General features: G+C 72.1%; 19 protein-coding genes. 3 read left to right on the top strand and 16 right to left on the bottom strand.

What is annotated here, in order from left to right:
* The first annotated feature begins 53 nt into the window (after nucleotides 1-53).
* On the top strand, nucleotides 54-1,976 hold the full coding sequence (gene cysC / locus FQY79_RS12210; RefSeq protein ID WP_146313193.1) for an adenylyl-sulfate kinase: 1,923 nt from the start codon (nucleotides 54-56) through the stop codon (nucleotides 1,974-1,976).
* 227 nt (nucleotides 1,977-2,203) lie between these two features.
* Here the strand turns inward: cysC and FQY79_RS12215 are convergent, their stop codons facing one another.
* The 3 genes from FQY79_RS12215 to FQY79_RS12225 form a co-directional block, all read right to left on the bottom strand.
* Nucleotides 2,204-2,467 carry a GlsB/YeaQ/YmgE family stress response membrane protein gene (locus FQY79_RS12215; protein ID WP_146313194.1) on the bottom strand — a complete coding sequence of 88 codons (264 nt, stop codon included), beginning with the start codon at nucleotides 2,465-2,467 and terminating at the stop codon, nucleotides 2,204-2,206.
* Nucleotides 2,468-2,547: 80 nt separating this feature from the next.
* Nucleotides 2,548-4,041 carry a M20 family metallopeptidase gene (locus tag FQY79_RS12220; RefSeq protein WP_146313195.1) on the bottom strand — a complete coding sequence of 498 codons (1,494 nt, stop codon included), beginning with the start codon at nucleotides 4,039-4,041 and terminating at the stop codon, nucleotides 2,548-2,550.
* Nucleotides 4,042-4,225: 184 nt separating this feature from the next.
* Complete coding sequence (locus tag FQY79_RS12225) at nucleotides 4,226-4,585, bottom strand: VOC family protein (RefSeq protein WP_146313196.1); 360 nt, start codon at nucleotides 4,583-4,585, stop codon at nucleotides 4,226-4,228.
* Between the two features lie 323 nt (nucleotides 4,586-4,908).
* Between FQY79_RS12225 and FQY79_RS12230 the strand changes: the two genes are divergently transcribed.
* Nucleotides 4,909-5,238, top strand: a complete 330-nt coding sequence (locus FQY79_RS12230; protein ID WP_146313197.1) for a ComEA family DNA-binding protein — start codon at nucleotides 4,909-4,911, stop codon at nucleotides 5,236-5,238.
* A 171-nt stretch (nucleotides 5,239-5,409) separates the two neighbouring features.
* Complete coding sequence (locus tag FQY79_RS12235; RefSeq protein WP_146313198.1) at nucleotides 5,410-6,006, top strand: HutD/Ves family protein; 597 nt, start codon at nucleotides 5,410-5,412, stop codon at nucleotides 6,004-6,006.
* On the opposite strand, the gene FQY79_RS12240 is transcribed toward FQY79_RS12235, so the two are convergent.
* The 13 genes from FQY79_RS12240 to FQY79_RS12300 all read right to left on the bottom strand — a co-directional run bounded on the left by FQY79_RS12240 (nucleotide 6,000) and on the right by FQY79_RS12300 (nucleotide 20,376).
* Nucleotides 6,000-7,622: a sulfite reductase subunit alpha gene (locus FQY79_RS12240; RefSeq protein ID WP_146313199.1), complete on the bottom strand. Its 1,623-nt coding sequence runs from the start codon at nucleotides 7,620-7,622 to the stop codon at nucleotides 6,000-6,002. The genes FQY79_RS12235 and FQY79_RS12240 overlap by 7 nt on opposite strands.
* On the bottom strand, nucleotides 7,619-8,587 hold the full coding sequence (locus tag FQY79_RS12245) for an FAD:protein FMN transferase (protein WP_146313200.1): 969 nt from the start codon (nucleotides 8,585-8,587) through the stop codon (nucleotides 7,619-7,621). The genes FQY79_RS12240 and FQY79_RS12245 overlap by 4 nt, the downstream gene beginning before the upstream one ends.
* Nucleotides 8,588-8,647: 60 nt before the next feature.
* Nucleotides 8,648-9,529: a DUF4198 domain-containing protein gene (locus FQY79_RS12250; RefSeq protein ID WP_027072940.1), complete on the bottom strand. Its 882-nt coding sequence runs from the start codon at nucleotides 9,527-9,529 to the stop codon at nucleotides 8,648-8,650.
* A gap of 34 nt (nucleotides 9,530-9,563) precedes the next feature.
* Nucleotides 9,564-10,079 carry a DUF2271 domain-containing protein gene (locus FQY79_RS12255; protein ID WP_027072939.1) on the bottom strand — a complete coding sequence of 172 codons (516 nt, stop codon included), beginning with the start codon at nucleotides 10,077-10,079 and terminating at the stop codon, nucleotides 9,564-9,566.
* A 27-nt stretch (nucleotides 10,080-10,106) separates the two neighbouring features.
* On the bottom strand, nucleotides 10,107-10,751 hold the full coding sequence (locus FQY79_RS12260; RefSeq protein WP_146313201.1) for a PepSY-associated TM helix domain-containing protein: 645 nt from the start codon (nucleotides 10,749-10,751) through the stop codon (nucleotides 10,107-10,109).
* A gap of 46 nt (nucleotides 10,752-10,797) precedes the next feature.
* A complete protein-coding gene (locus tag FQY79_RS12265; protein WP_146313202.1) occupies nucleotides 10,798-13,263 on the bottom strand; it encodes a TonB-dependent receptor domain-containing protein in 2,466 nt (821 codons plus the stop codon).
* Between the two features lie 780 nt (nucleotides 13,264-14,043).
* Nucleotides 14,044-14,376: a non-heme iron oxygenase ferredoxin subunit gene (locus tag FQY79_RS12270; RefSeq protein ID WP_146313203.1), complete on the bottom strand. Its 333-nt coding sequence runs from the start codon at nucleotides 14,374-14,376 to the stop codon at nucleotides 14,044-14,046.
* Complete coding sequence (locus FQY79_RS12275) at nucleotides 14,373-14,906, bottom strand: GNAT family N-acetyltransferase (protein ID WP_146313204.1); 534 nt, start codon at nucleotides 14,904-14,906, stop codon at nucleotides 14,373-14,375. The genes FQY79_RS12270 and FQY79_RS12275 overlap by 4 nt, the downstream gene beginning before the upstream one ends.
* Nucleotides 14,907-14,999: 93 nt before the next feature.
* Nucleotides 15,000-16,265: a cysteine desulfurase gene (locus tag FQY79_RS12280; RefSeq protein ID WP_146313205.1), complete on the bottom strand. Its 1,266-nt coding sequence runs from the start codon at nucleotides 16,263-16,265 to the stop codon at nucleotides 15,000-15,002.
* Entirely contained in the window at nucleotides 16,262-17,518 is a 1,257-nt protein-coding gene (gene sufD, locus FQY79_RS12285; protein WP_246123111.1) for a Fe-S cluster assembly protein SufD, read from the bottom strand. The genes FQY79_RS12280 and sufD overlap by 4 nt, the downstream gene beginning before the upstream one ends.
* Nucleotides 17,515-18,279 carry a Fe-S cluster assembly ATPase SufC gene (sufC, locus tag FQY79_RS12290; RefSeq protein ID WP_146313206.1) on the bottom strand — a complete coding sequence of 255 codons (765 nt, stop codon included), beginning with the start codon at nucleotides 18,277-18,279 and terminating at the stop codon, nucleotides 17,515-17,517. Before sufC ends, sufD begins: the two co-directional genes overlap by 4 nt.
* A gap of 132 nt (nucleotides 18,280-18,411) precedes the next feature.
* Nucleotides 18,412-19,872, bottom strand: a complete 1,461-nt coding sequence (gene sufB, locus FQY79_RS12295) for a Fe-S cluster assembly protein SufB (RefSeq protein ID WP_146313207.1) — start codon at nucleotides 19,870-19,872, stop codon at nucleotides 18,412-18,414.
* A gap of 48 nt (nucleotides 19,873-19,920) precedes the next feature.
* Nucleotides 19,921-20,376 (bottom strand): SUF system Fe-S cluster assembly regulator, encoded by a 456-nt coding sequence (locus FQY79_RS12300; RefSeq protein WP_146313208.1) that lies wholly within the window; start codon nucleotides 20,374-20,376, stop codon nucleotides 19,921-19,923.
* Between the last annotated feature and the right edge of the window lie 160 nt (nucleotides 20,377-20,536).

Consider the following 20,536-nt stretch of genomic DNA (forward strand, 5'->3'; position numbering starts at 1 on the left):
CCGCTTGCGCCATCGCCGCGCCGCGCTGGCGGTGCACGATTGGAGATGACAGGATGAACAGCGTGGCCAGCGACCTCTACCGGCGGACCGGCGTTTTCGCGGACGATGCGCCGCACGTCCCGGTCAAGGGCGCGCGCGCGCCGGGGCCGGGTGCCGACTTCGTGCGGATGATCGCCTGTGGCAGCGTCGACGACGGCAAGAGCACCCTGATCGGACGCCTGCTGCACGAGGCCGGGCGCGTGCCCGACGACGAGCGCGCGGCCCTGGCCCGGGCCAGCGCCAGCCACGGCACCCGCGGCGGCGACATCGACTACGCGCTGCTGCTCGACGGGCTCGATGCCGAGCGCGAGCAGGGCATCACCATCGACGTGGCCTGGCGCCACCTGGAAACGAAGCGCCGCCGCTTCCTGATCGCCGACTGCCCGGGCCACGTGCAGTACACCCGCAACATGGCTACCGGCGCTTCGGTCGCCGACCTGGCGGTGGTGCTGGTGGATGCCACCCGCGGGCTGCTGCCGCAGACCTTCCGCCACGCCGCCATCCTGGCGCTGTTCGGCGTGCGCCACGTACTGCTGGCGGTGAACAAGATGGACCGGGTCGGCTACGACCAGGCCGTATTCGACGACATCGCCACGCGCTTCGGCGCGCACGCCGGCAAGCTCGGCCTCCCCGACGTGGTGGCGGTGCCGGTGGCCGCGGCGGTGGGCGACAACGTCACCACCCGTTCGCCGGCGATGCCCTGGTACCGCGGGCCGAGCGTGCTCGAGCACCTGGAAACGGTGGCGATCGATCGCGACGACGCCTCCGGCCCGCTGCGGCTGCCGGTGCAATCGGTGCTGCGCGATGCGGACGGCGGGCGCTGGCTGGCCGGCACCGTGGCCTCGGGCACGCTGCGGGCGGGCGAGGACGTGTCCATCGAGCCGTCCGGCACCCGCAGCCGGGTCGCCGCGATCCGGGTGTCGGGTGTCGAGCGCGCCCAGGCGGTCGCCGGCCAGGCGGTGACCGTCCGCCTCGCCGACGAAGTGGATGCCGGACGCGGCCACGTGCTGGCGGCCGCCGACGCGCCGCTGGCGCACAGCGACCAGGTCCAGGCCGACGTGCTGTGGTTCGACGAGGCGCCGCTGCTGCCCGGGCGCCGCTACCAGGTCAAGCTCGGCACCGGCACCGTCGGCGTGCGGGTGAGCGAACTCAAGCACCGGCACGACCCCGACAGCCTGCAGCCGCTGGCCGCCAAGCGCCTGGAGTTCAACGAGATCGGCGGGGTGGTGCTCTCGCTCGACAGTCCGGTGGCGTTCGCGCCCTATGCCGAGAGCGCAGCGCTGGGCGGGTTCATCCTGGTCGACCCGATCAGCCGCGCCACGGTGGGCGCCGGCATGATCCGCCACGGCCTGCGCCGCGCCGACAACATCCACTGGCAGGCGCTGGACGTGGACCGCAAGGCGCGCGCCGCGCTCAAGGGCCAGCGCCCGCGCTGCGTCTGGTTCACCGGCCTGTCGGGCGCGGGCAAGTCCACGATCGCCAACCTGGTCGAGCGCGGGCTGCTCGCGCGCGGGCTGCACACTTACCTGCTCGATGGCGACAACGTGCGCCACGGCCTCAACCGCGACCTCGGCTTCACCGACGAGGACCGGGTGGAGAACCTGCGCCGGGTGTCGGAGGTGGCGAAGCTGATGACCGACGCCGGCCTGATCGTGCTGGTGAGCTTCATCTCGCCGTTCCGCGCCGAGCGGCGCGCCGCGCGCGCGCTGTTCGACGAGGGCGACTTCATCGAGGTGTACGTGAACACCCCGCTGGAGGAGGCCGAGCGCCGCGACGTGAAGGGCCTGTACGCCAAGGCACGCCGTGGTGAACTTCCCAACTTCACCGGCATCGACTCGCCCTACGAGCCCCCGGAATCGCCGGAGCTGGTGCTCGACACCACCGCCGCCGATCCGGCCGTGCTGGCCGAACAGGTGATCGCGCGCCTGCTCGATTGAGCCGCGCCGTGGGCGTCCGGCGTGCCGCCGATGGGCGGTCGGGGTTGGACGCCTGGACCGTCGCGGCCAGGGTCGATCCGTCGCTTGGTCGCGGCTGAAGCCGCTCCTACACGGGAGCGCGGACATGCAATGTCTGTAGGAGCGGCTTCAGCCGCGACCCGCGCGACCCGCACGGCCCGCAACGTTCATCGCGGCGTCCCGCCACGACGGCGATCCGCTTTCCAAATTCAGCGCCGCAGCTTGCCCACCACCAGCAGGATCACGATCGCGCCCACCAGCGAGGCGAGGAAGCCGACCTTCTGGCCCGGGGCGTACCAGCCCATCGTGCGGCCGACCCAGCCGGCCAGCAGCGCCCCGCCGATACCCAGCAGGGTGGTCAGGACCAGGCCCATGCGATCGCGGCCGGGCTTGAGCAGGCGCGCCAGCAGGCCGACCACCAGGCCGACGACGATGATCCACAACCAGCTGTCGCCGCCGAAAATTCCGTCCATCCGTATTCCCCCTTTTCGAACATGGAGCCGCAAGGCTGGCAGGACCGGCGCAGGCGCGCCAGTCCCACCGCTCCCGGACCTCAGCAGCAGCCGTGGTCGCCGTGGCGCGTGCCGCTGTCGGGCGCCACCGCCGCGCCGGTGGTTTCGCCGCGCTCGCTGGCCAGGTGGTGCTCGGCGATCACGCGCGCGACCGAGGCGGTGACCTTCTTGCCCATCGCGATGTGCAGGAACTCGTTGGGGCCGTGCGCGTTGGAATGCGGGCCGAGCACGCCGGTGATCATGAACTGCGCGCCCGGGAATTTCTCGCCGAGCATGCCCATGAACGGAATCGAGCCGCCTTCGCCCATGTACATCGCCGGACGGCCGAAGAACTCCTGGCTGGCGGTGTCGATGGCCCGTTCCAGCCAGGGCGAGAGCGCCGGCGCGTTCCAGCCGGTGGCGGCCTTTTCCAGCGCCAGCGTGACCTGCGCGCCGTTGGGCGGATCACGCAGCAGTTCGGCCTGCAGCAGCTCGCCCGCGCGCTTGCCGTCCACGGTGGGCGGCAGGCGCAGCGACAGCTTCACCGCGGTCTGCGGCCGCAGCACGTTGCCGGCCGAGTCCAGCGACGGGATCCCGCCCACGCCGGTCACCGACAGCGCCGGGCGCCAGGTGCGGTTGAGCACCAGCTCGGCGAGGTCGTCGGCCATCGGGCGCAGCCCGGGCACCAGCGGGAACTTGTCGTAGATCGCGGTATCGAGCACCTCGGCCGCGCGCCGCGCCTGTTCGACGCGCTCGGCCGGGATGTCCGCGTGCAGGCCCTCGATCAGCACCCGGCCGGTCTGCTCGTCCTCGATCCGCGACAGCAGCTGGCGCAGCAGGCGGAAGCTCGAGGGCACCACGCCCGAGGCGTCGCCCGAGTGCACGCCTTCCTCCAGCACCTGCACGGTGAGGTTGCCACCGGCCATGCCGCGCAGCGAGGTGGTGCACCAGAGCTGGTCGTAGTTGCCGCAGCCCGAGTCCAGGCACACGACCAGCGAAGGCTGGCCGATGCGCTGGGCCAGGTGGTCCACGTAGGCCGGCAGGTCGTAGCTGCCCGACTCCTCGCAAGCCTCGATCAGCACCACGCAGCGCGCGTGCGGCACCTGCTGTTCCTGCAGCGCCATCACCGCGGCGAGCGAACCGAAGATCGCGTAGCCGTCATCGGCGCCGCCGCGGCCGTAGAGCTTGCCGTCGCGCAGCACCGGCTTCCACGGGCCCAGGTCGTCGTCCCAACCGGTCATCTCCGGCTGCTTGTCGAGGTGTCCGTACAGCAGCACGCAGTCGTCGTTGCTGCCGCCGTGCGCGGCCGGGATCTCGATGAAGATCAGCGGCGTGCGGCCTTCCAGCTGCACCACCTCCACCACCATGCCCGGGATGTCCTGGGCGCGGGCCCAGGATTCCATCAGCTTCACCGCGTCGGCCATGTAGCCGTTCTTTTCCCAGTCGGCGTCGAACATCGGCGACTTGTTGGGAATGCGGATATACTCGACGAGCTGCGGGATGATGTCGTCATCCCACTTGGTGTCCACGTAGCGATCGATCCTGCCTGCGTCCATGGTGCCTGCCGGTAAACGGAAAGCGCCATTGTACCGCCGTGGCGACGCGCGGGCCCTTCACCCGGCGCGACAGGGCCGGCGCGCGACGCCAGGCGAAGGGCGGGTTTTTCCGGTGGAAACAGCGCTCGCGCGTGCGTCCGCGACGCCGGCCTGCGCCGGCGGAACGTTCAGTTCCGCGGTCGCGTCACTCCCGTGGCTCCGACCACACCGCGAGCTCGTTGCCGCCAGGTTCGGTGAAGTGGAAGCGGCGGCCACCCGGGAAGGAGAAAACCGGCTTGACGATGGTGCCGCCGGCGGCTTCCACCTTGCGCAGCGTCGCCTCCAGGTCGTTGCTGTAGAGCACGACGAGCGCGCTGCCGGCTTCCGTGCGTGCGGCCAGGCCTGAGCGGTAGAAGCCGCCGTCCAGGCCCTGGCCGGAGAACGCGATGTAGTCGGGGCCGTAGTCCTCGAAGGTCCAGCCGAAGGCGTCGCCGAAGAACCGCTTCGTCGCCTCCAGGTCGCGGGACGGGTATTCGACGTAGTCGATCTTTTCGTGCCGGGGCATGGTGGTCTCCGTGGTCGTGGGGTCGCGACCGGCGCAGGCAGGGAGCAGGGGTGGGCGGCCGTGGGCAATCATGGCGCGGCAAGGCGCGGCCTGCCGTGGCGCGCCACGGCAGCTGCGGGCTTCGGGGGTGCCGCGCCGAGTATTCGTGTGCCTGCCGGGGACGGTCAAGCGTAGGGCTTTTCCCACTGCCCATGGCGCACAAACCCGGCGCGCAGGGGACCGCGTGGCGATAGGGCCGGCACCGGTGCCGCGCGAGACTCCAATCGCCGGCACGCAGGACGCGGCCGGGGAACGGACACCACTTCACTCCAAGGAGACCAGGAATGAACACGATCAGGCACCTGCTGGTGGCCCTGCTGCTCGCGCTGGCCATGGCTGGCAACGCGCTCGCGGCCGAGAAGGTCAACATCAACACCGCCGACGCCGCCACCCTCGAGCGCGTGCTGGTGAACGTCGGGCCATCCAAGGCCGAGGCGATCGTCGCCTACCGCAAGGCCAACGGCCCGTTCCGCAGCGCCGAACAGCTGGCCGAGGTCAAGGGCATCGGCCTGCGGACCGTGGAGCGGAACCGCGACCGCATCGTGGTCGGCGCCGGTGCCGCGCCGGCCAGGCCCGCGGCCGCGCCCACCCGCGCCACTGCGCAGACGCGCTGAACCGGTCGACTTCCGGGGCGCAGGGACGCGCGCCGGGTGGGGCAGGAGGCCCCGCGGGACGGCGTGCCGCCGTCATACAGGGACGTACCCGCCGCCCGTTCCGTGCCAGGGAAGGCATGGCGGGCGGCGCTCGTTCCGCGCCGCGCGGCGTGGGCGGCTAGACTTCCGCGGATGCAGCCCCGCGTACACCTCATCCCCGCCCACGAGTACCGGCGCGACCGCTGGCGCAACGGGCGCGGCTGGACCCGGGAGATCCACGCCCAGGGCGCAGACCCCTGGGACTGGCGTCTGTCGATCGCGGAGGTCGAGGCGCCGGCCGCCTTCTCGCGGTTCCCCGGCGTCGATCGCGAGCTGGTCCTGCTCGAGGGCGAGGGCCTGGAGCTGGTCTTCGCCGATGGCGGCCGGCAAGCGCTGCAGCCGCCGCACCAGCGCCTGCGGTTCGACGGCGAGCGCGCGGTGGAGGGCCTGCCGCAGGGCGGCCGCGCCACCTGCTTCAACCTGATGTGGCGGCGCGAGGTGGTCGAGGCCCAGCTGTGGCATCGGCCGATGGTCGGCACCATGGTGGTGTTCACCGACCCCGGCTCGACCTGGGTGCTGCACCTGCTGACCGGCCGTGTCGTCTTCAATGGCGATGCGGCCGGGCTGCCGCCGCTGGCCGCTGGCGACACCGCGCTGCTCGGCGCAGGACAGGCGCGCACGCGGCATGCCTTCGACGGCAGCGGCGAGGCCTTGCTGGTGCGGATCGATCCGCGCCGGGCGGCTCAGTAGACGTCGCGCCGGTAGCGGCCCTGCTCGCGCAGCGCGTCCACGACGTCCTCGCCGAGCACTTCGCGCAAGACCGCGTCCACGCCGGGCGCCATCCCCGCGAGGCTGCCGCAGACATAGATCGCGGCGCCCTCGTCCACCCATGCGCGCAGCCGCGGCGCCTGCTCGCGCAGCGCGTCCTGCACGTAGCGGCGCGGTTCGTCGCGCGACCAGGCGAAATCGCAGCGTTCGAGCACGCCATCGTCGAGCCAGCGCCGGAGCTCGGTTTCGAAGAACGCGTCGTGCGCGCGCTGGCGTTCGCCCATCAGCAGCCAGTTGCGCCTCGCCCCCGCGCCGGCGCGCGCCTTGAGCAGGGCGCGCAGCCCGGCGATGCCGGTGCCGTTGCCGACCAGCAGCAGCGGCCGGTCGCCAGCCGGTGGATGGAACTGGGGATTGGCGCGGATGCGCAGGTCGATCGTGTCGCCCACCCGTGCATGCCGGCACAGCCAGCCGCTGCCGAGGCCGGGGCGGCCGTCCTCGCGCTGCATCTGCCGTACCAGCAGTTCCACTGCGCCATCTCCGGGGAGCGAGGCGATCGAGTACTCGCGGTGCGGCAAGGGCTGCAGCAGGTCGGCCACGGCCTGCGGGCGGGCGGGCAGCGTCGCCGGGTCGGGCAGGTGGGCGGCGGCCAGCGCCTCGCGCAGCGTGGTGGCCTGCGACCGGAACCGGACCGCGGCATCGCCATCGAGTCCGGTCGCCGCGAGCAGCCCCTCGACGGCTGCCGGCGCATTGCGTGGTCCGATCTCGGCGATGTCGCCGGCCTGCCAGTCCGGCGCGGCGCCCGGTGGCGGACGCAGCACCAGGTGGAACGCGGGGCCGCCCCGGCTGCCCGGATTGAGCAGCGTGCGCGCGGCCAGCGTCCACGGCGCGTAGCGCGGCGGCGTCCAGTCGGGCATCGCGGCCGCGCCCGCGGCCAGCGCGAGGTGGTGCTGCCAGTGGCGAAGCGCGCCCGGGTCGCCGTTGTCCACTTCGGTGAGGTCGAACAGCGCACGCGCACCGCACCGGCGCAGCCACTGGTCGAGGCGGTGGCCGAAGGCGCAGAAGCGGGCGTAGTCGCGGTCGCCAAGGGCCAGCACGGCGTATTCGAGGCGGGCCAGGTCCGCCGCCTGCGCCATGGTGTCGCGCAGGAACGACAGCGCGACGTCGGGCGGATCGCCTTCGCCCGTGGTGCTGGCGATGAACAGCGCGCGCTGCGTGCGCGCCAGCAGCGGCGCGTCGATGTCCGACAGCGGACGCAGCACGACCTGCGCGCCCGCGGCGCGCAGCGAGGCGGCCGTGTGCCCGGCCAGTTCCACGGCGAAGCCGGTCTGGCTCGCGTGCGCCACCAGCCACGGCAGCGCCGCGCCACCATCGTCGGCGCGCCGCTCGCGGCCGCGCGGCAGCCGCCATGCGCACAGTCCCAGGTACAGCGCCAGGCTGGCAGCGGCCGACCACCAGTCGCGCGGCCGCGGCATCGCCGGCCACCATGCATCGCCGTGCAGCGGCAGAAGCGCCAGCGCGGTCGCCAGCAGCACGGCCAGGATCGCGCCGTTGCCGAGCGCGGCGCGCCAGCGGGGAGGTGGTGGGTGCGCGGGGCTCATCGCAGCAGGCGTGCTTCGAAACCGGGCGTCGTGCGCGGCGTCGCGCCGGGGCCGGCGGGAAGCAGGCGCGCGGCGAGTCCGTGCACCCGCGCGAACCGTTCACCGGCGCCCACGCCCATCACCGCAAGCGCCGTCGACCAGGCATCGGCGCGCATCGCGTCGCCGGCGACGACGCTGACGGCCGCCGGCGCGTCGGTCACGGGCCTTCCGGTGCGCGGGTCGATGGTGTGCGAGCACTCGCGGCCCTCGACCTCGTAACGCTGCCAGTACGGGCCCGAGGTCGCGACCGCGGCGTCGTCCAACACCACCACGCAGGGGTCGGCGGTGTCGTCGCCGCCGGCTTCGACCAGGACCCGCCAGGCCGCGCCGTCCGGCTTGCGGCCGTAGCCGCGCAGCTCGCCGCCGACGTCCACCAGCGCCGCCGGGATCCCGCGCGCGCGCAGCAGCGCCGCCAGCGCGTCCACCGCGTAGCCCTTGGCGATCGCCGAGAGATCGAGCCAGGTGCCGCCCGGCTGCAGCAGCTCGCGCGTGCCGCGCCGCAGCTCCAGCCGCCGCCATCCGGCCGTGCTGCGTGCCTCCGCCAGGACCCGCGGATCGGGCACGCGGCGCGGCCCGGCATGGGCCCCGAATCCCCAAGCGCCGACCAGGCGGCCGACGGTGGGATCGAAGGCGCCGTCGCTGGCCGCGGCGACCTGCAGGGCGCAGTCGACCACGGCGAAGAAGTCGTCGGCCAACGGATGCCAGCTGCCGGGCGCGCCGCGGTTGTAGCGCATCAGGTCCGAATCGTCGCGCCAGGTGCTCATCTGCGCGACGATCGCGTCCAGTCGCGCCTGCAGTGCCGCGTGCAGCGGGTGCAGCAGCATGTCCCGCGGCGCGACCAGGTCCACGCGCCAGCGCGTGCCCATGGTTTCGCCGTACAGGGTGTGCACGACGGACGCGCTGGCGGGGGCGGTGCTGCTGCTCATGGCCGGGCGTGGTGGCGCGGAGGCGCGGGCATCAGCCCCGCCGCGCGCCGCGAGGCGCCATCACTGCGGCAGCACCTCCAGCGTCGCCACGTAGCCGAGCCGGCGCCGCGTGGCCTCGGGCACCGACGGGCGCTCGTCCTCCAGGCTCGTCTCCAGCCAGTACAGGCCGGGCTCGGGGAAGGTGACGCGCAGCAGGCCCTCGGCGTCGGTCGTGGCGAGGATCTCCTCCTGCGCGTTGCGGTAGCGGGTGCCGCCGCGCACGATCTCGAACGCCAGGCCCGCGGCCGGCTCGCCGTCCACCAGGAAGCGGAACGTGGCTTCCTCGCCGGCGTAGAGGTCGTTGGGATGGGTGACCGGCGACAGCTCGATGCCGCGGCCGGTCGGCGCGAGCGCGCCGGTTGTGGGCGCGCCGTTGGTGACGAAAGTCTCCACCCGGGTGATCGCCTGCGTGACCTGCAGGCCGATCGCGTCGGCGGGCACCTTCGTCGCCAGGTCCCCGGGCGTGGCCCCGCGCAGGAAGCCGCCGCGGGTGGCCGGCGGCGCGCCGGGGCCGCTGGCCGGCTTGCCTTCGGCCTCGGCCGCGGCCTTCGCGGCCAGGCTTTCGGGCGTGTCCCAGCGCGCGGACAGGGCGTCGTTGACGTTGGCGATGCGGTAGGTGCCCGGCTGCTCGAGCCGGACGTCGAAGGTGCTGCGGTACTTCCCGGTGCTGGCGTTATGCAGCTCGACGGTGCTGCCGTCGGGCGCGGTGGCGGTCACGTTGTCCAGCCGCATCGGCACGTGGTCGGGGAAGAACAGCTGGTTCGAGATCGCGCCGTCGAAGGTCACCCACGCGTCGTTGCCGTTGACCACGGCCTGCGAGGGAATGATCCATTGCTTGTGCGCGGCGGCCGATAGCGGCAGCAGCGCGGCGACCGCGAGGGCGAGCAGGGAACTGCGCTTCATGGAGGGCTCCTTGTCGTGATCGGAATGCGCGCGGTCAGGGCGTGAGCCTGAGCGAGACCGCGCCGAGTTCGCTGCTGCCCTGGGCGCGCCCGCTCTGCGGGGACGTCACCGGCCAGCTGAAGGGGATCCTGAGCAGTTCGCGACCGCCGACTTCGCGCACGGCTTCGACCACCAGCACGTACTCGCCGGGGGCGAGCTTCGCCAGTTCCGGATGCGCATCGTCGAATCCGAGTTCGTGGGTGCCGGCGGGACGGGTGGGACCGGTGACGCCGTCGACGGGCAGCTCCAGCGTGCGGCCGGACTTGCGCCACCACTGGCGCAGGTCGGGCAGCCACTTGGTGCCGTGCCCTTCGGCGGTGTCGCGGCTCAGGTACCAGACCGAGAGGTTGGCGGCGTGCTTGCCGGCGGCGTCCTCGACGAACACCGCCACGTACGGACGGTGGTACTCGGCCACCCGCAGCTGCGGGATCTGGACCGAGACGGTGACGTCGGCGGCATGCGCGGGAACGGCGAGCAGGCTGCCGAGGGCGACGGTCAACTGGAGGCGCATGGGCGGACTTCCCGGGTCGTTGTGGAATCAGTGGATGAACAGCAGCGCCAGCAGCACCGGCACCAGCAGGCCGAGCCCCACGTACGGCCAGGTCATGCGGCGCTGGCGCGCGTGCAGCTGCAGCAGGAACAGGCCGGTGACGGTGAACACCACGCAGGCGATGGCGAAGACGTCGATGAACCAGCCCCAGGCGGGCCCGGCGTTGCGTCCCTTGTGCAGGTCGTTGAGGTAGGCGATGGCGCCGCGCGAGGTGCGCTCGAACTCGACCTCGCCGCTGCTCCGGTCGATGCTCAGCCAGGCGTCGCGTCCGGGGCCGGGCAGCGACAGGTAGACCTCCCCGCCGGACCACTCGGCCTCCTGCCGGCCGATCGGCGCGTCGAACTGCTTCGACAGCCATGCCGCCACCGGCGCCGGCAGCGGCGCATTGCCGTCCGGCACGTCGCGGAGCGCTTCGAGCAGCGGCGCGGGCAGCACGGCCTGGCGGTTGTCGACCCGCGGATCGCCCTCGATCAGGGCCGCGTGGTTGAGGGTGATGCCGGTGACCGCGAACAGGAGCATGCCGACCAGGCACACGGCCGAGCTGATCCAGTGCCACTGGTGCAGCGTGCGCAGCCAGAAGCCGCGCCGCTGCTGGCGGGACAGGTCGGGGATCGAAGCGGCTGGTGGCGTCATGCTGCGGGCCTCGCGGCGGCGGCGGACGGATGGCGCGGCGTCGGCGTCAGAACCGGACGTTGACGCTCAGCCACACGCTGCGCGCCTTGTCCTTGTTGTTGTAGTGGTCGAAGTAGATGACCTCGTTGGTCCCGTCCTCGTACACGCCGTCGCCGTCGAGGTCGGCGAACTGCGTGTCGTAGGTGGTGAAGTCGCGGTCGAGCAGGTTGTTGATCCGGGCGTTGACCGTCACTGCCTCGTTGACCGCATACGAGCCGCCGAGGTGCAGCACGGTGTAGTCGCGGTAATAGCGTTCCTCGCCGGTCACCGGGTGCAGGTCGGAGAAGCGGCGCGAACGCGCCTCGCCCTTGAGGAACAGGCGCAGGCGGCCGGTCGCCTGCCAGTCGAGCGTGGCGTTGGCCATGTGCCGGGCGGCGTCGGTCAGCGGCAGGCCGGCCTGTGCGCCGCTCCTCTGCTCGCTGTCGGTGTGGGTGTAGTTGGCGCGCAGCGAGACCGCGTCGGTCACCTGCCAGCGGCCCGACAGCTCGGCGCCCTGGATCACCACCTCGTCGATGTTGACGGTGCGGTTGCTGTTGGCGTAGCCCAGGTCGGCGTACTCGCCGGTGGACGAGCAAGGCTGCGCGGTCCCGGGCCCGCAGGGCTGCGAACTGATCTTGTCCTCGAAGGTGTTGTGGAACACGGTGGCGTTGAAGTCGTGCCCGCCCGGATGCTGCCAGTACACGGCCAGTTCCAGGCTGCGGCTGGTCTCGGGCTGCAGGTCGGGGTTGCCGAAGAACGGGATGGTGCCCTGGGCGCCGAAGCCGACCACGCCGTCGTACAGATCGGTGGTCCTGGGGGTCTTGAACCCGGTGCTGGCGCCGCCCTTGACGGTCCAGCGCGGATTGATGGTGTAGACGCCGTACAGCCGCGGGCTGACCTGGCTGCCGAAGGCGTCGTGGTGGTCGTAGCGCACGCCCCCGGTGAGCGCGAACGGTTCGGCGATCGTCCAGGTGTCCTCGACGAACAGCGAGTACATGTCGTGGTCCTGCACGCCGCCGGGGCGGCCGGCTTCCATGCCGAACACGCCATCGGACAGCTCGCCGCGCACCACCTGGCCGCCGAAGACGAGCATGTGCCCGCCGGCGGCCTGGAACGGCACGTCGGCCTGCAGGTCCAGGGTGTACTGCGAGCTTTCGAGCGTGCGCGCCGGGCGTGGCAGGAAGCCCAGCAGCTGCTGGTAGGACGCCTGGCCCAGGTTGGCCTGCAGGATCGCAAGCTTGTCGGCTTCGGACTGGTTGTTCCAGGCATTGGAACTGGCGTAGCCGGTGCCGGCCAGGGGGCAGAAGCCATCGTCGCCGACCGCGCCGCCGAGCGCGGTGCAGGCCGCGTTCCAGAGCGACTGCAGCTGCCGGCGCTCGGCCACGGTGAACGGCAGGGTGCGGCCTTCGTTGCGGGTCTCCACGCGCGAGAGCACCGCCCGGGTGTTGCCGAACGCCCAGCTGCCTTCGTGCGACAGCGACCAGGTGTCGCGGGTGAAGCGCTGCTGCGGCGCGTAGCCCACCCGCGGCTCGACCCGGCCGTCGTTGCCGATGCGCAGCACCGCGCCGTAGTTGTCTACGGTGCCCACCGGGTATTCCTCCACCCCGGCGTCGTTGCGGCGGATCGCGTTGTCGTACTCCTGGCGCGAGCTGTCGTAGTCGAAGCTCAGGCTCTGGCGCTCGTCCGGGGTCCAGGTCAGGGTGATGCCGCCGGCCTTGTTGGTGTTGTCCACGGTCTTGCCGCCGCCGCCGAAGCCGAGCGATCGCGAGTGCGTCTCGCCGGCCGGATCAATCGCGTCGGCGTACACGGGGTTGGAGGCGTCGCGCCGGTACCAGCTGGCGCGCGCGGCCAGGCTCAGCCGGCCGGGCAGCAGCGGGCCGGTGACGTAGGCGTCGGCGGTGCGGTCGTCGCCGTAGACGTCGTCGGTCTCGAAGGTGCGACCCAGGGTGAACGATCCGGCCCAGGTATCGAGCGTCTTCCTGGTGATGATGTTGATCACCCCGCCCATCGCGTCGGCACCGTACAGGGTCGACATCGGCCCGCGGATCACCTTGATGCGCTCGATCGCGTCCAGCGGCGGGATGTGGTTGAACTGGTTGCCGCCGAAGTTGTTCGGGTAGATGTCGCCGTGGTTGTTCTGGCGGCGGCCGTCGATGAGGATCAGGGTGTAGTCCGCGCCCATGCCGCGCAGCGAGATGGTGCCCTGGCCGGTCTTGTCGCGGGTTTCGCCGATGTCCACGCCCTCCAGGTCGCGCACCGCGTCGAGCAGGGTGATGTACGGGCGCTGCGCGAGGTCCTCGCGGGTGATCACGCTGATGCTGGCCGGTGCGTCGACGATCTTCTGCTCGACGCCGGACGCGGTGACCACCACGGCGTCGAAATCGACCGGATTGGCGGCGGGCGCCGGCGTGGCCAGGGCCGGCGTGGCGAGGAACAGGGCGAGGGTGCAGGCGAGCGGGGACCGGCGCGGGGCGCGGACGTGCGATGTGGTCATGGATGGGGCGTCTACGAAGGTGCGGTGGGGGCGCGACCTGGGACGTGGCGGGCGGCGGCTGGCCAGCGGGGCGCGATCGAACGGACTGCCTTCAACAGGAAACCGGGTGGGCGGGTGGCGCCTGCCCGGGAGGCGATGCGGCGACCGGACGCGGGCAGCGCGCCGGGCCCGGAGCCGTGCCGGGGCCTGGAACTGCCTGGTGCTGGCGGGAAGAGAGGGGCACGGGGCCATCCCGGACGCCTCGGGGCGGCGTCCATGACGCATATGTTAAACGCGAATCGTTCTCACACGCAAACTAAGAACCATACTCATCGTGGATGCCGGTGGATCGCCGCGGCCGGTGGACGCCTGCGACCTGCCCCCATCCCGACCTTCCCCCGCAAGCGGGGAAGGGGGGCGGCGCCGGGTTGGTGCGGGGTGACTCCCCGGGCCGCGACGGTCCTGCGCCGAGGGACGATGCGGTTCGCTCGCCCCGATGGGCCGTCCCCGGCTTGCTGCAGGGGCGGCCCGACCTCGGGTCATTGCAAGGGGAGGTTTCCACTCGGGGGCGCGCAAGGGCAACCCCCTCCGTGCATGTGCAGCACTTTTGGGATCCTTTCCTGCATGTGGAGCACTCCCGGGCCCCCCTCCCATGCCTGTGGGGCGCTGGGGCCCTTCCATGCATGTGGAGTACGCCTGGGGCCCCCTCCCATGCATGTGGAGTACTCCTGGGCCCCCTCCCCCGCTTGCGGGGGGGGGGGGGCGGGGTGGGGGCACCGGCGCGCCGACTGCCGGCCCGCGCTACTCCCGGTCGTCCCGCGCCCAGACGCCGCCGCCTTCCACCTTCACCGGGAACTTCGCGACCGGCTCGTAGGCCGGCGCGCACAGCGCGCGGCCGTCGCGCACGTCGAAGCGGGCCCCATGGAGCACGCATTCCACGCTGCCCTCCACCGGATCGACCCGGCCGGCAGACAGCTCGAAGTCCTCGTGGCTGCAGCGGTCCTCCAGCGCGTACAGCTCGCCGTCGAGGTTGACCACCACGATGCCGGCGCCGGTCACCTCGTCGAAGGCGGTTTTCATTTCGCCAGGCAGCAGTTCGGCCGTGGTGCACACGTAGGTCCAGGTCTCGCTCACGCGTTGGGCTCCAGGGGCTTTTCGAGGATCTCGAACCGCAGGTCGTCGCGCAGCGGGATGCCGAAGCGCTCGTCGCCGTAGGGGAACGGCTGGTGGCGGCCGGTGCGGCGGTAGCCGCGGCGCTCGTACCAGGCGATCAGCGTCTCGCGCAGGTCGATCACGGCCATGCGCATCCATCGCAGGCCCCAGTCCTCGCGCGCGACGCGCTCGCATTCGGCCAGCAGGCGGCCGCCCAGGCCGCCGCCCTGCAGCTCCGGCCGCACCGCGAACATGCCGAAGTAGCCGGCACCGTCCTGCTCGGCGACGTGGGCGCAGGCGAGCGGGCCATCGGCGCCGTCGACCACCAGCACCCGGCTGCGGGGGCGGCGCAGGTCGGCGCGCAGCACCTCGGGGTGGATGCGGGGGCCGTCGAGGAAGTCGGCTTCGGTGGTCCAGCCGGCGCGGCTGGCCTCGCCGCGGTAGGCGGACGTGACGAGCGCGACGAGGGCGGGGATGTCCGCCTCGGTGGCGGCGCGGAAACGGGCTTGCATGGCGGGGGATTTTACGGGGGCCGACGCGTTGACGCCCGGGGCGGCAAGAAGGCGGCGGGGTGCGGGATCGCGGCTCCGGCCGCGACCGCCGCATCAGGCCAGCAGCCGGCGGACCTTCTGCAGCGCGGCCACGAAGGCGTCGATCTCCTCGTGCGTGTTGTAGAACGCCACCGACGCGCGACAGGTCGCGGCCACGCCGTAGAACTGCAGCAGCGGGTGCGCGCAGTGCTGGCCCGAGCGCACCGCCACGCCCTCCAGGTCGAGCAGGGTGGCCAGGTCGTGCGCGTGCGCGCCGTCGACCAGGAACGAGACCACCGCCGCCTTCTCAGGGGCGCGGCCGAGGATGCGCACGCCGCCGGCCGCGTCCAGCGCGTCGGTCAGGTGGGCCAGCAGTTCGGCTTCGCGCGCATGGATGGCGTCCATGCCCACGCCCTGCAGGTAGTCCACCGCCGCGCGCAGGCCGGCGAAGCCGGCGATGTTGGGCGTGCCCGCTTCGAACCGGTGTGGCGGGTCGTTGAACACCGTGCCGTCGAAGCTGACCTCACGGATCATCTCGCCGCCGCCCAGGAACGGCGGCATCGCCTGCAGGTGTTCGCGCCGGCCCCACAGCGCACCGGTGCCGGTGGGGCCGCACATCTTGTGCCCGGTGAAGGCGTAGAAGTCGCAGCCGATCGCGGCCACGTCCACCGTCATGTGCGGCACCGCCTGCGAGCCGTCGACCACGGTGGCGATCCCGCGCCGACGCGCCTCGCGGCAGATCTCGCGCACCGGGTTGACCGTCCCCAGCACGTTGGACACGTGCGTCACCGCCAGCAGCTTCACCTCCGGCGTCATTGCCCGGTACAGCGTGTCCAGGTCGAGCGCGCCATCGGGGGTGGGGTCGACCGGCCGCACCACCGCGCCGGTGCGTTCGGCCACCAGCTGCCAGGGCACGATGTTGGCGTGGTGCTCCATGCGGGTCACCAGGATCACGTCGCCGGCCTTGAGCCGCGGCAACGCCCACGAATAGGCCACCAGGTTGATGGCGAAGGTGGTGCCGCTGCACAGCACCAGCTCGTCGCCGCGCACGTTGACCAGGCCGGCCAGCGCCGTGCGCGCGGCTTCGTAGGCTTCGGTCGCCTCGGTGCCGAGCGCGTGCACCGCGCGGCTGACGTTGGCGTTGTGGCGGCGGTAGAACGCGTCGACGGCCTCGATCACCGGGGCCGGCTTCTGCCCGGTGTTCGCGCTGTCGAGGTAGACCAGCGGCTTGCCGTGGACCGTCCGCCGGAGCAGCGGGAAGTCGGCGCGGACCCGTGCCCAGTCGACGCGCGCGCCGGCGGGCGCAGGCGGGCGCGGCTGCACGGGGGAGCCCGCGCTCATGCCGACAGCCCCTCCAGGGCCGCGTCCAGGCGGGCCAGCAGGGCCTCGCCCACCGCGGCGTCCTCCACCGCGGCCAGCGGCTCGCGGCAGAACGCGGCGGTCAGCATCTGCCGCGCCTCGGCCTGGGGCACGCCGCGCGCGCGCAGGTAGAACAGCGCGTTGGCGTCGAGCTGGCCGACGGTCGCACCGTGCGCGGCCTGCACCTCGTCGGCGTGGATCACCAGCACCGGCTGGGTGTCGATCTCGGCGTTGGGCGAGAGCAGCAGGTTCTTGTTCGACAGCCGGGCGTCGGTGCCGTCCGCGCCCGGGTGGATGGTGATGCCGCCGTGGAACACCACGTGGCCGCGCCCGGCACCGATGCCGCGCCACAGCAGCTCGCAGCGGGTGTCGCGGGCGGCATGCTCGATCCCCAGGCGGGTGTCCACGTGGCGGCGTCCGTTGGCCAGCAGCACGCCGTGCGCCGCCAGCGAGGCGCCTTCCCCTTCCAGCCGCACGTTGAGCTCGTGCCGCGACAGCGCGCCGCCCAGTTCGAGGTCGACGCGGTGGTAGCCGGCGCGTGCCTGCAGCACCGCGTCGGTGCGCGCGAACGAGGTGGCGCCGTCGGCCGGGCCTTGCACCCTGGCGTGTTCGAGCAGCGCGTCCTGCGCCACCGAAACCGCGAGCGTGGCGGTGTCCAGATGCCGGTGCACGCCGTGGGCGAGGTGGTGTTCGATCACCCGCAGCGACGCGCTGGCCGCCACCTCGATCCGGTGGCGCAGGTGCCAGGCCACGGCATCGGCGCCGGCCTCGGCGCCGACGAACACCAGGTGGACGGGCTGCGCGACCTGGACGCTCTCGGCCACGCGCAGGTGCACGCCGGTCCTGGCCAGGGCCACGTTGAGGCGCGCGAACACGGTGTCGCCGGGACGCACGGGGCCGTCGCCGGTGGCTTCGGGCACGGACGCCTCGCCCGGCCCGTCCGCCGCCAGCTCCACCCCGGCCGGCAGTGCGTCCAGGCGCGACAGCGCGGCGTCGAAGCCGCCGTTGACGAACACCAGGCGCGGCGCGGGGATGCCGTCGAGCAGCGCGGCATCGATCGTTGCCGGGCCGGGCGTGCCGAAGCTGCGCCGGTCCAGCGCGCGCAGCGGGGTGTACTTCCAGCGTTCGCTGCGCGGGCCCGGCAGGCCGTCGCGCAGCGCGGCCTCGAGCAGGGCGCGGCGCGCGTCGTCGCCGGAGAAGCCAGACGCCAGCGACTGGAGCAGTGGACTGGTCACGCCACGGCCTCCGGCGCCTGCCGCCCGGCGATCCAGGCGTAGCCGTGCTCCTCCAGCTGCTGGGCCAGTTCCGGGCCGCCGGATTCGACGATCCGGCCGTCCGCCAGCACGTGGACCACGTCGGGGCGGATGTACTCGAGCAGGCGCTGGTAGTGGGTGATCACCACGAACGCGCGCTCGGGCGAGCGCAGGGCGTTGACCCCGTCGGCCACGTGCTTGAGCGCGTCGATGTCCAGGCCCGAATCGGTTTCGTCCAGGATCGCCAGCTTCGGTTCCAGCACCGCGAGCTGGAAGATCTCGTTGCGCTTCTTCTCGCCGCCCGAGAACCCCTCGTTGACGCCGCGGTGCAGCAGCTTGTCGTCCAGGTGCAGCACCGAGAGCTTCTCGCGCACCAGCTTGAGGAACTGCACCGAGTCCAGCTCCTCCTCGCCGCGGGCCTTGCGCTGGGCATTGAGCGCGCTGCGCAGGAAGTAGGTGTTGTTCACCCCCGGGATCTCGACCGGGTACTGGAAGGCGAGGAACACGCCGGCCGCGGCGCGCTCTTCCGGCTCCAGCTCCAGCAGCGGGCGGCCTTCGAACTCCACGCTGCCCTCGGTGACCTGGTAGCCGTCGCGCCCGGCGATGATGTTGCCCAGCGTGGACTTGCCCGAGCCGTTGGGGCCCATGATGGCGTGCACTTCGCCGGGCTTCACGTGCAGCGACAGGCCCTTGAGGATGTCGCGTCCGCCGATGGAGGCGTGGAGGTTGTCGATCTTGAGCATGTTCGGGGTCCGTTCGTTGGTCTGCTCCCTCCCCCGCGTGCGGGGGAGGGCTGGGGTGGGGGCGTGTCGCGTCGGGCTGCCCCCATCCGCCCTTCGGGCACCTGCCCCCGCGCGCGCGGGCAGGAGGTCTTGCTAGCCGACCGAGCCTTCCAGGCTCACGTCCAGCAGTTTCTTGGCTTCGACCGCGAACTCCATCGGCAGCTCCTTGAAGACCTGCTTGCAGAAGCCGTCGACGATCAGGCTCACCGCGTCCTCCTCGGAAATGCCGCGGGCGCGGCAGTAGAACAGCTGGTCGTCGCTGATCTTCGAGGTGGTAGCCTCGTGCTCGACGGTCGCGCCGGGGTTCTTCACCTCGATGTAGGGGAAGGTGTGGGCGCCGCACTGCTTGCCGATCAGCAGGCTGTCGCACTGGGTGTAGTTGCGCGCGCCTTCGGCGCCGGCGGCCACCTTCACCAGGCCGCGATAGGTGTTCTGGCCGCGGCCGGCGCTGATGCCCTTGCTGACGATCTTGCTCTTGGTGCGTTTGCCGACGTGGATCATCTTGGTCCCGGTGTCGGCCTGCTGGCGGTGGTGGGTGAGTGCGACCGAGTGGAATTCGCCGCTCGAGTCGTCGCCCAGAAGCACGCACGAGGGGTACTTCCAGGTAATCGCAGAGCCGGTCTCGACCTGGGCCCATACCACCTTGCTGCGCGCGCCGCGGCATTCGGCGCGCTTGGTGACGAAGTTGTAGATGCCCCCGCGGCCCTCCTCGTCGCCCGGGTACCAGTTCTGCACCGTGGAGTACTTGATCTCGGCGTCGTCCAGCGCCACCAGCTCCACCACCGCCGCGTGCAGCTGGTTCTCGTCGCGCATGGGTGCGGTGCAGCCCTCGAGGTAGGACACGTAGCCCTTGTCCTCGCACACGATCAGGGTGCGCTCGAACTGGCCGGTGTGGCCGGCGTTGATGCGGAAGTAGGTGGACAGCTCCATCGGGCAGCGCACGCCCTTGGGGATGTACACGAAAGAGCCGTCGGAGAACACTGCCGAGTTGAGCGCGGCGAAGTAATTGTCGCCCACCGGCACCACGGTGCCCAGGTACTGGCGCACCAGCTCCGGGTGCTCGCGGATCGCCTCGGACATCGAGCAGAAGATCACGCCCTTCTCGCGCAGCTCTTTCTGGAACGTGGTGCCGACCGAGACCGAGTCGAACACCGCGTCCACCGCCACCCCGGCCAGGCGCGCGCGCTCGTGCAGCGGCACGCCGAGCTTGTCGTAGGTTTCCAGAAGCTCCTTGGGCACCTCGTCGAAGGACTTGTACTTCGGGCCCTTGGGCGCGGAGTAGTAGCTGATCGCCTGGAAGTCGATCGGCGCGATGCGCAGCTTGGCCCAGTCGGGCACCGGCATGGTCAGCCAGTGGCGGTAGGCGGCCAGGCGCCACTGGGTCATCCACTCCGGCTCCTCCTTCTTGGCCGACAGGGCGCGGATCACGTCCTCGTCCAGGCCCGGCGGAAGCGAGTCGGACTCGATCTGGGTGACGAACCCGGCCTCGTAGCGGCGGCCGAGCTGTTCGTGGATTTCGCGGTTGGCGATGGGTTCTGCGACTTCGGTGGCCATGTGGGCTGCCTCGTGGATGCGGTGCGCGGGTGCGGCGTCGGCCGCCCGCTACGCGTCGGCCAGGCGGGCGGCGATGCGCCGCGCCGGCGGGGGTGGGGGAGGAAGGTCGTCGAGCATCTGCGCCAGGCTCACGCCGCGCAGGGCATCGGCGACCACGTCATTGATCCGGCGCCAGTTCGCGCGCACCCCGCATTGCTGCGAGATGCCGCATTCGCCGTCGTCGAGGCTGCACTCGGTCATCGCCAGCGGCCCTTCCATCGCCTCGACGATGTCGCACAGGGTGATCGCGGCCGGCGGACGCGCCAGGCGGTAGCCGCCGCGCACGCCGCGGAAGCCTTCCACCAGGCCGGCCTGGGCCAGTGGCTTGAGCAGCTTGCTCACCGTGGGCACTTCCAGGCCCGAGCGCTCGGCCAGTTCGGCCGCGCTGAGCACCGCCTCCGGCTGCGAGGCCAGGACGGTCATCACCACGGTGGCGTAGTCGGTCAGGCGGGTGACGCGGAGCACGGATGGGAACCGTTCTCGAAAAGGGGACCAAAATTGTACTCTTTCGGTCCGCCCGGCTCAAACACCGTGCATGGAACGCTTCAGCCGGCAGCCACGGGCCGAAGACGCCCCCGGCCGCCCGGGCGGCCGCGCAGGGAGCCGTCCGCCAACGCGGCGGCGC

This window comes from Luteimonas wenzhouensis, assembly GCF_007859305.1.
Taxonomy (GTDB): Bacteria; Pseudomonadota; Gammaproteobacteria; order Xanthomonadales; family Xanthomonadaceae; genus Luteimonas; species Luteimonas wenzhouensis.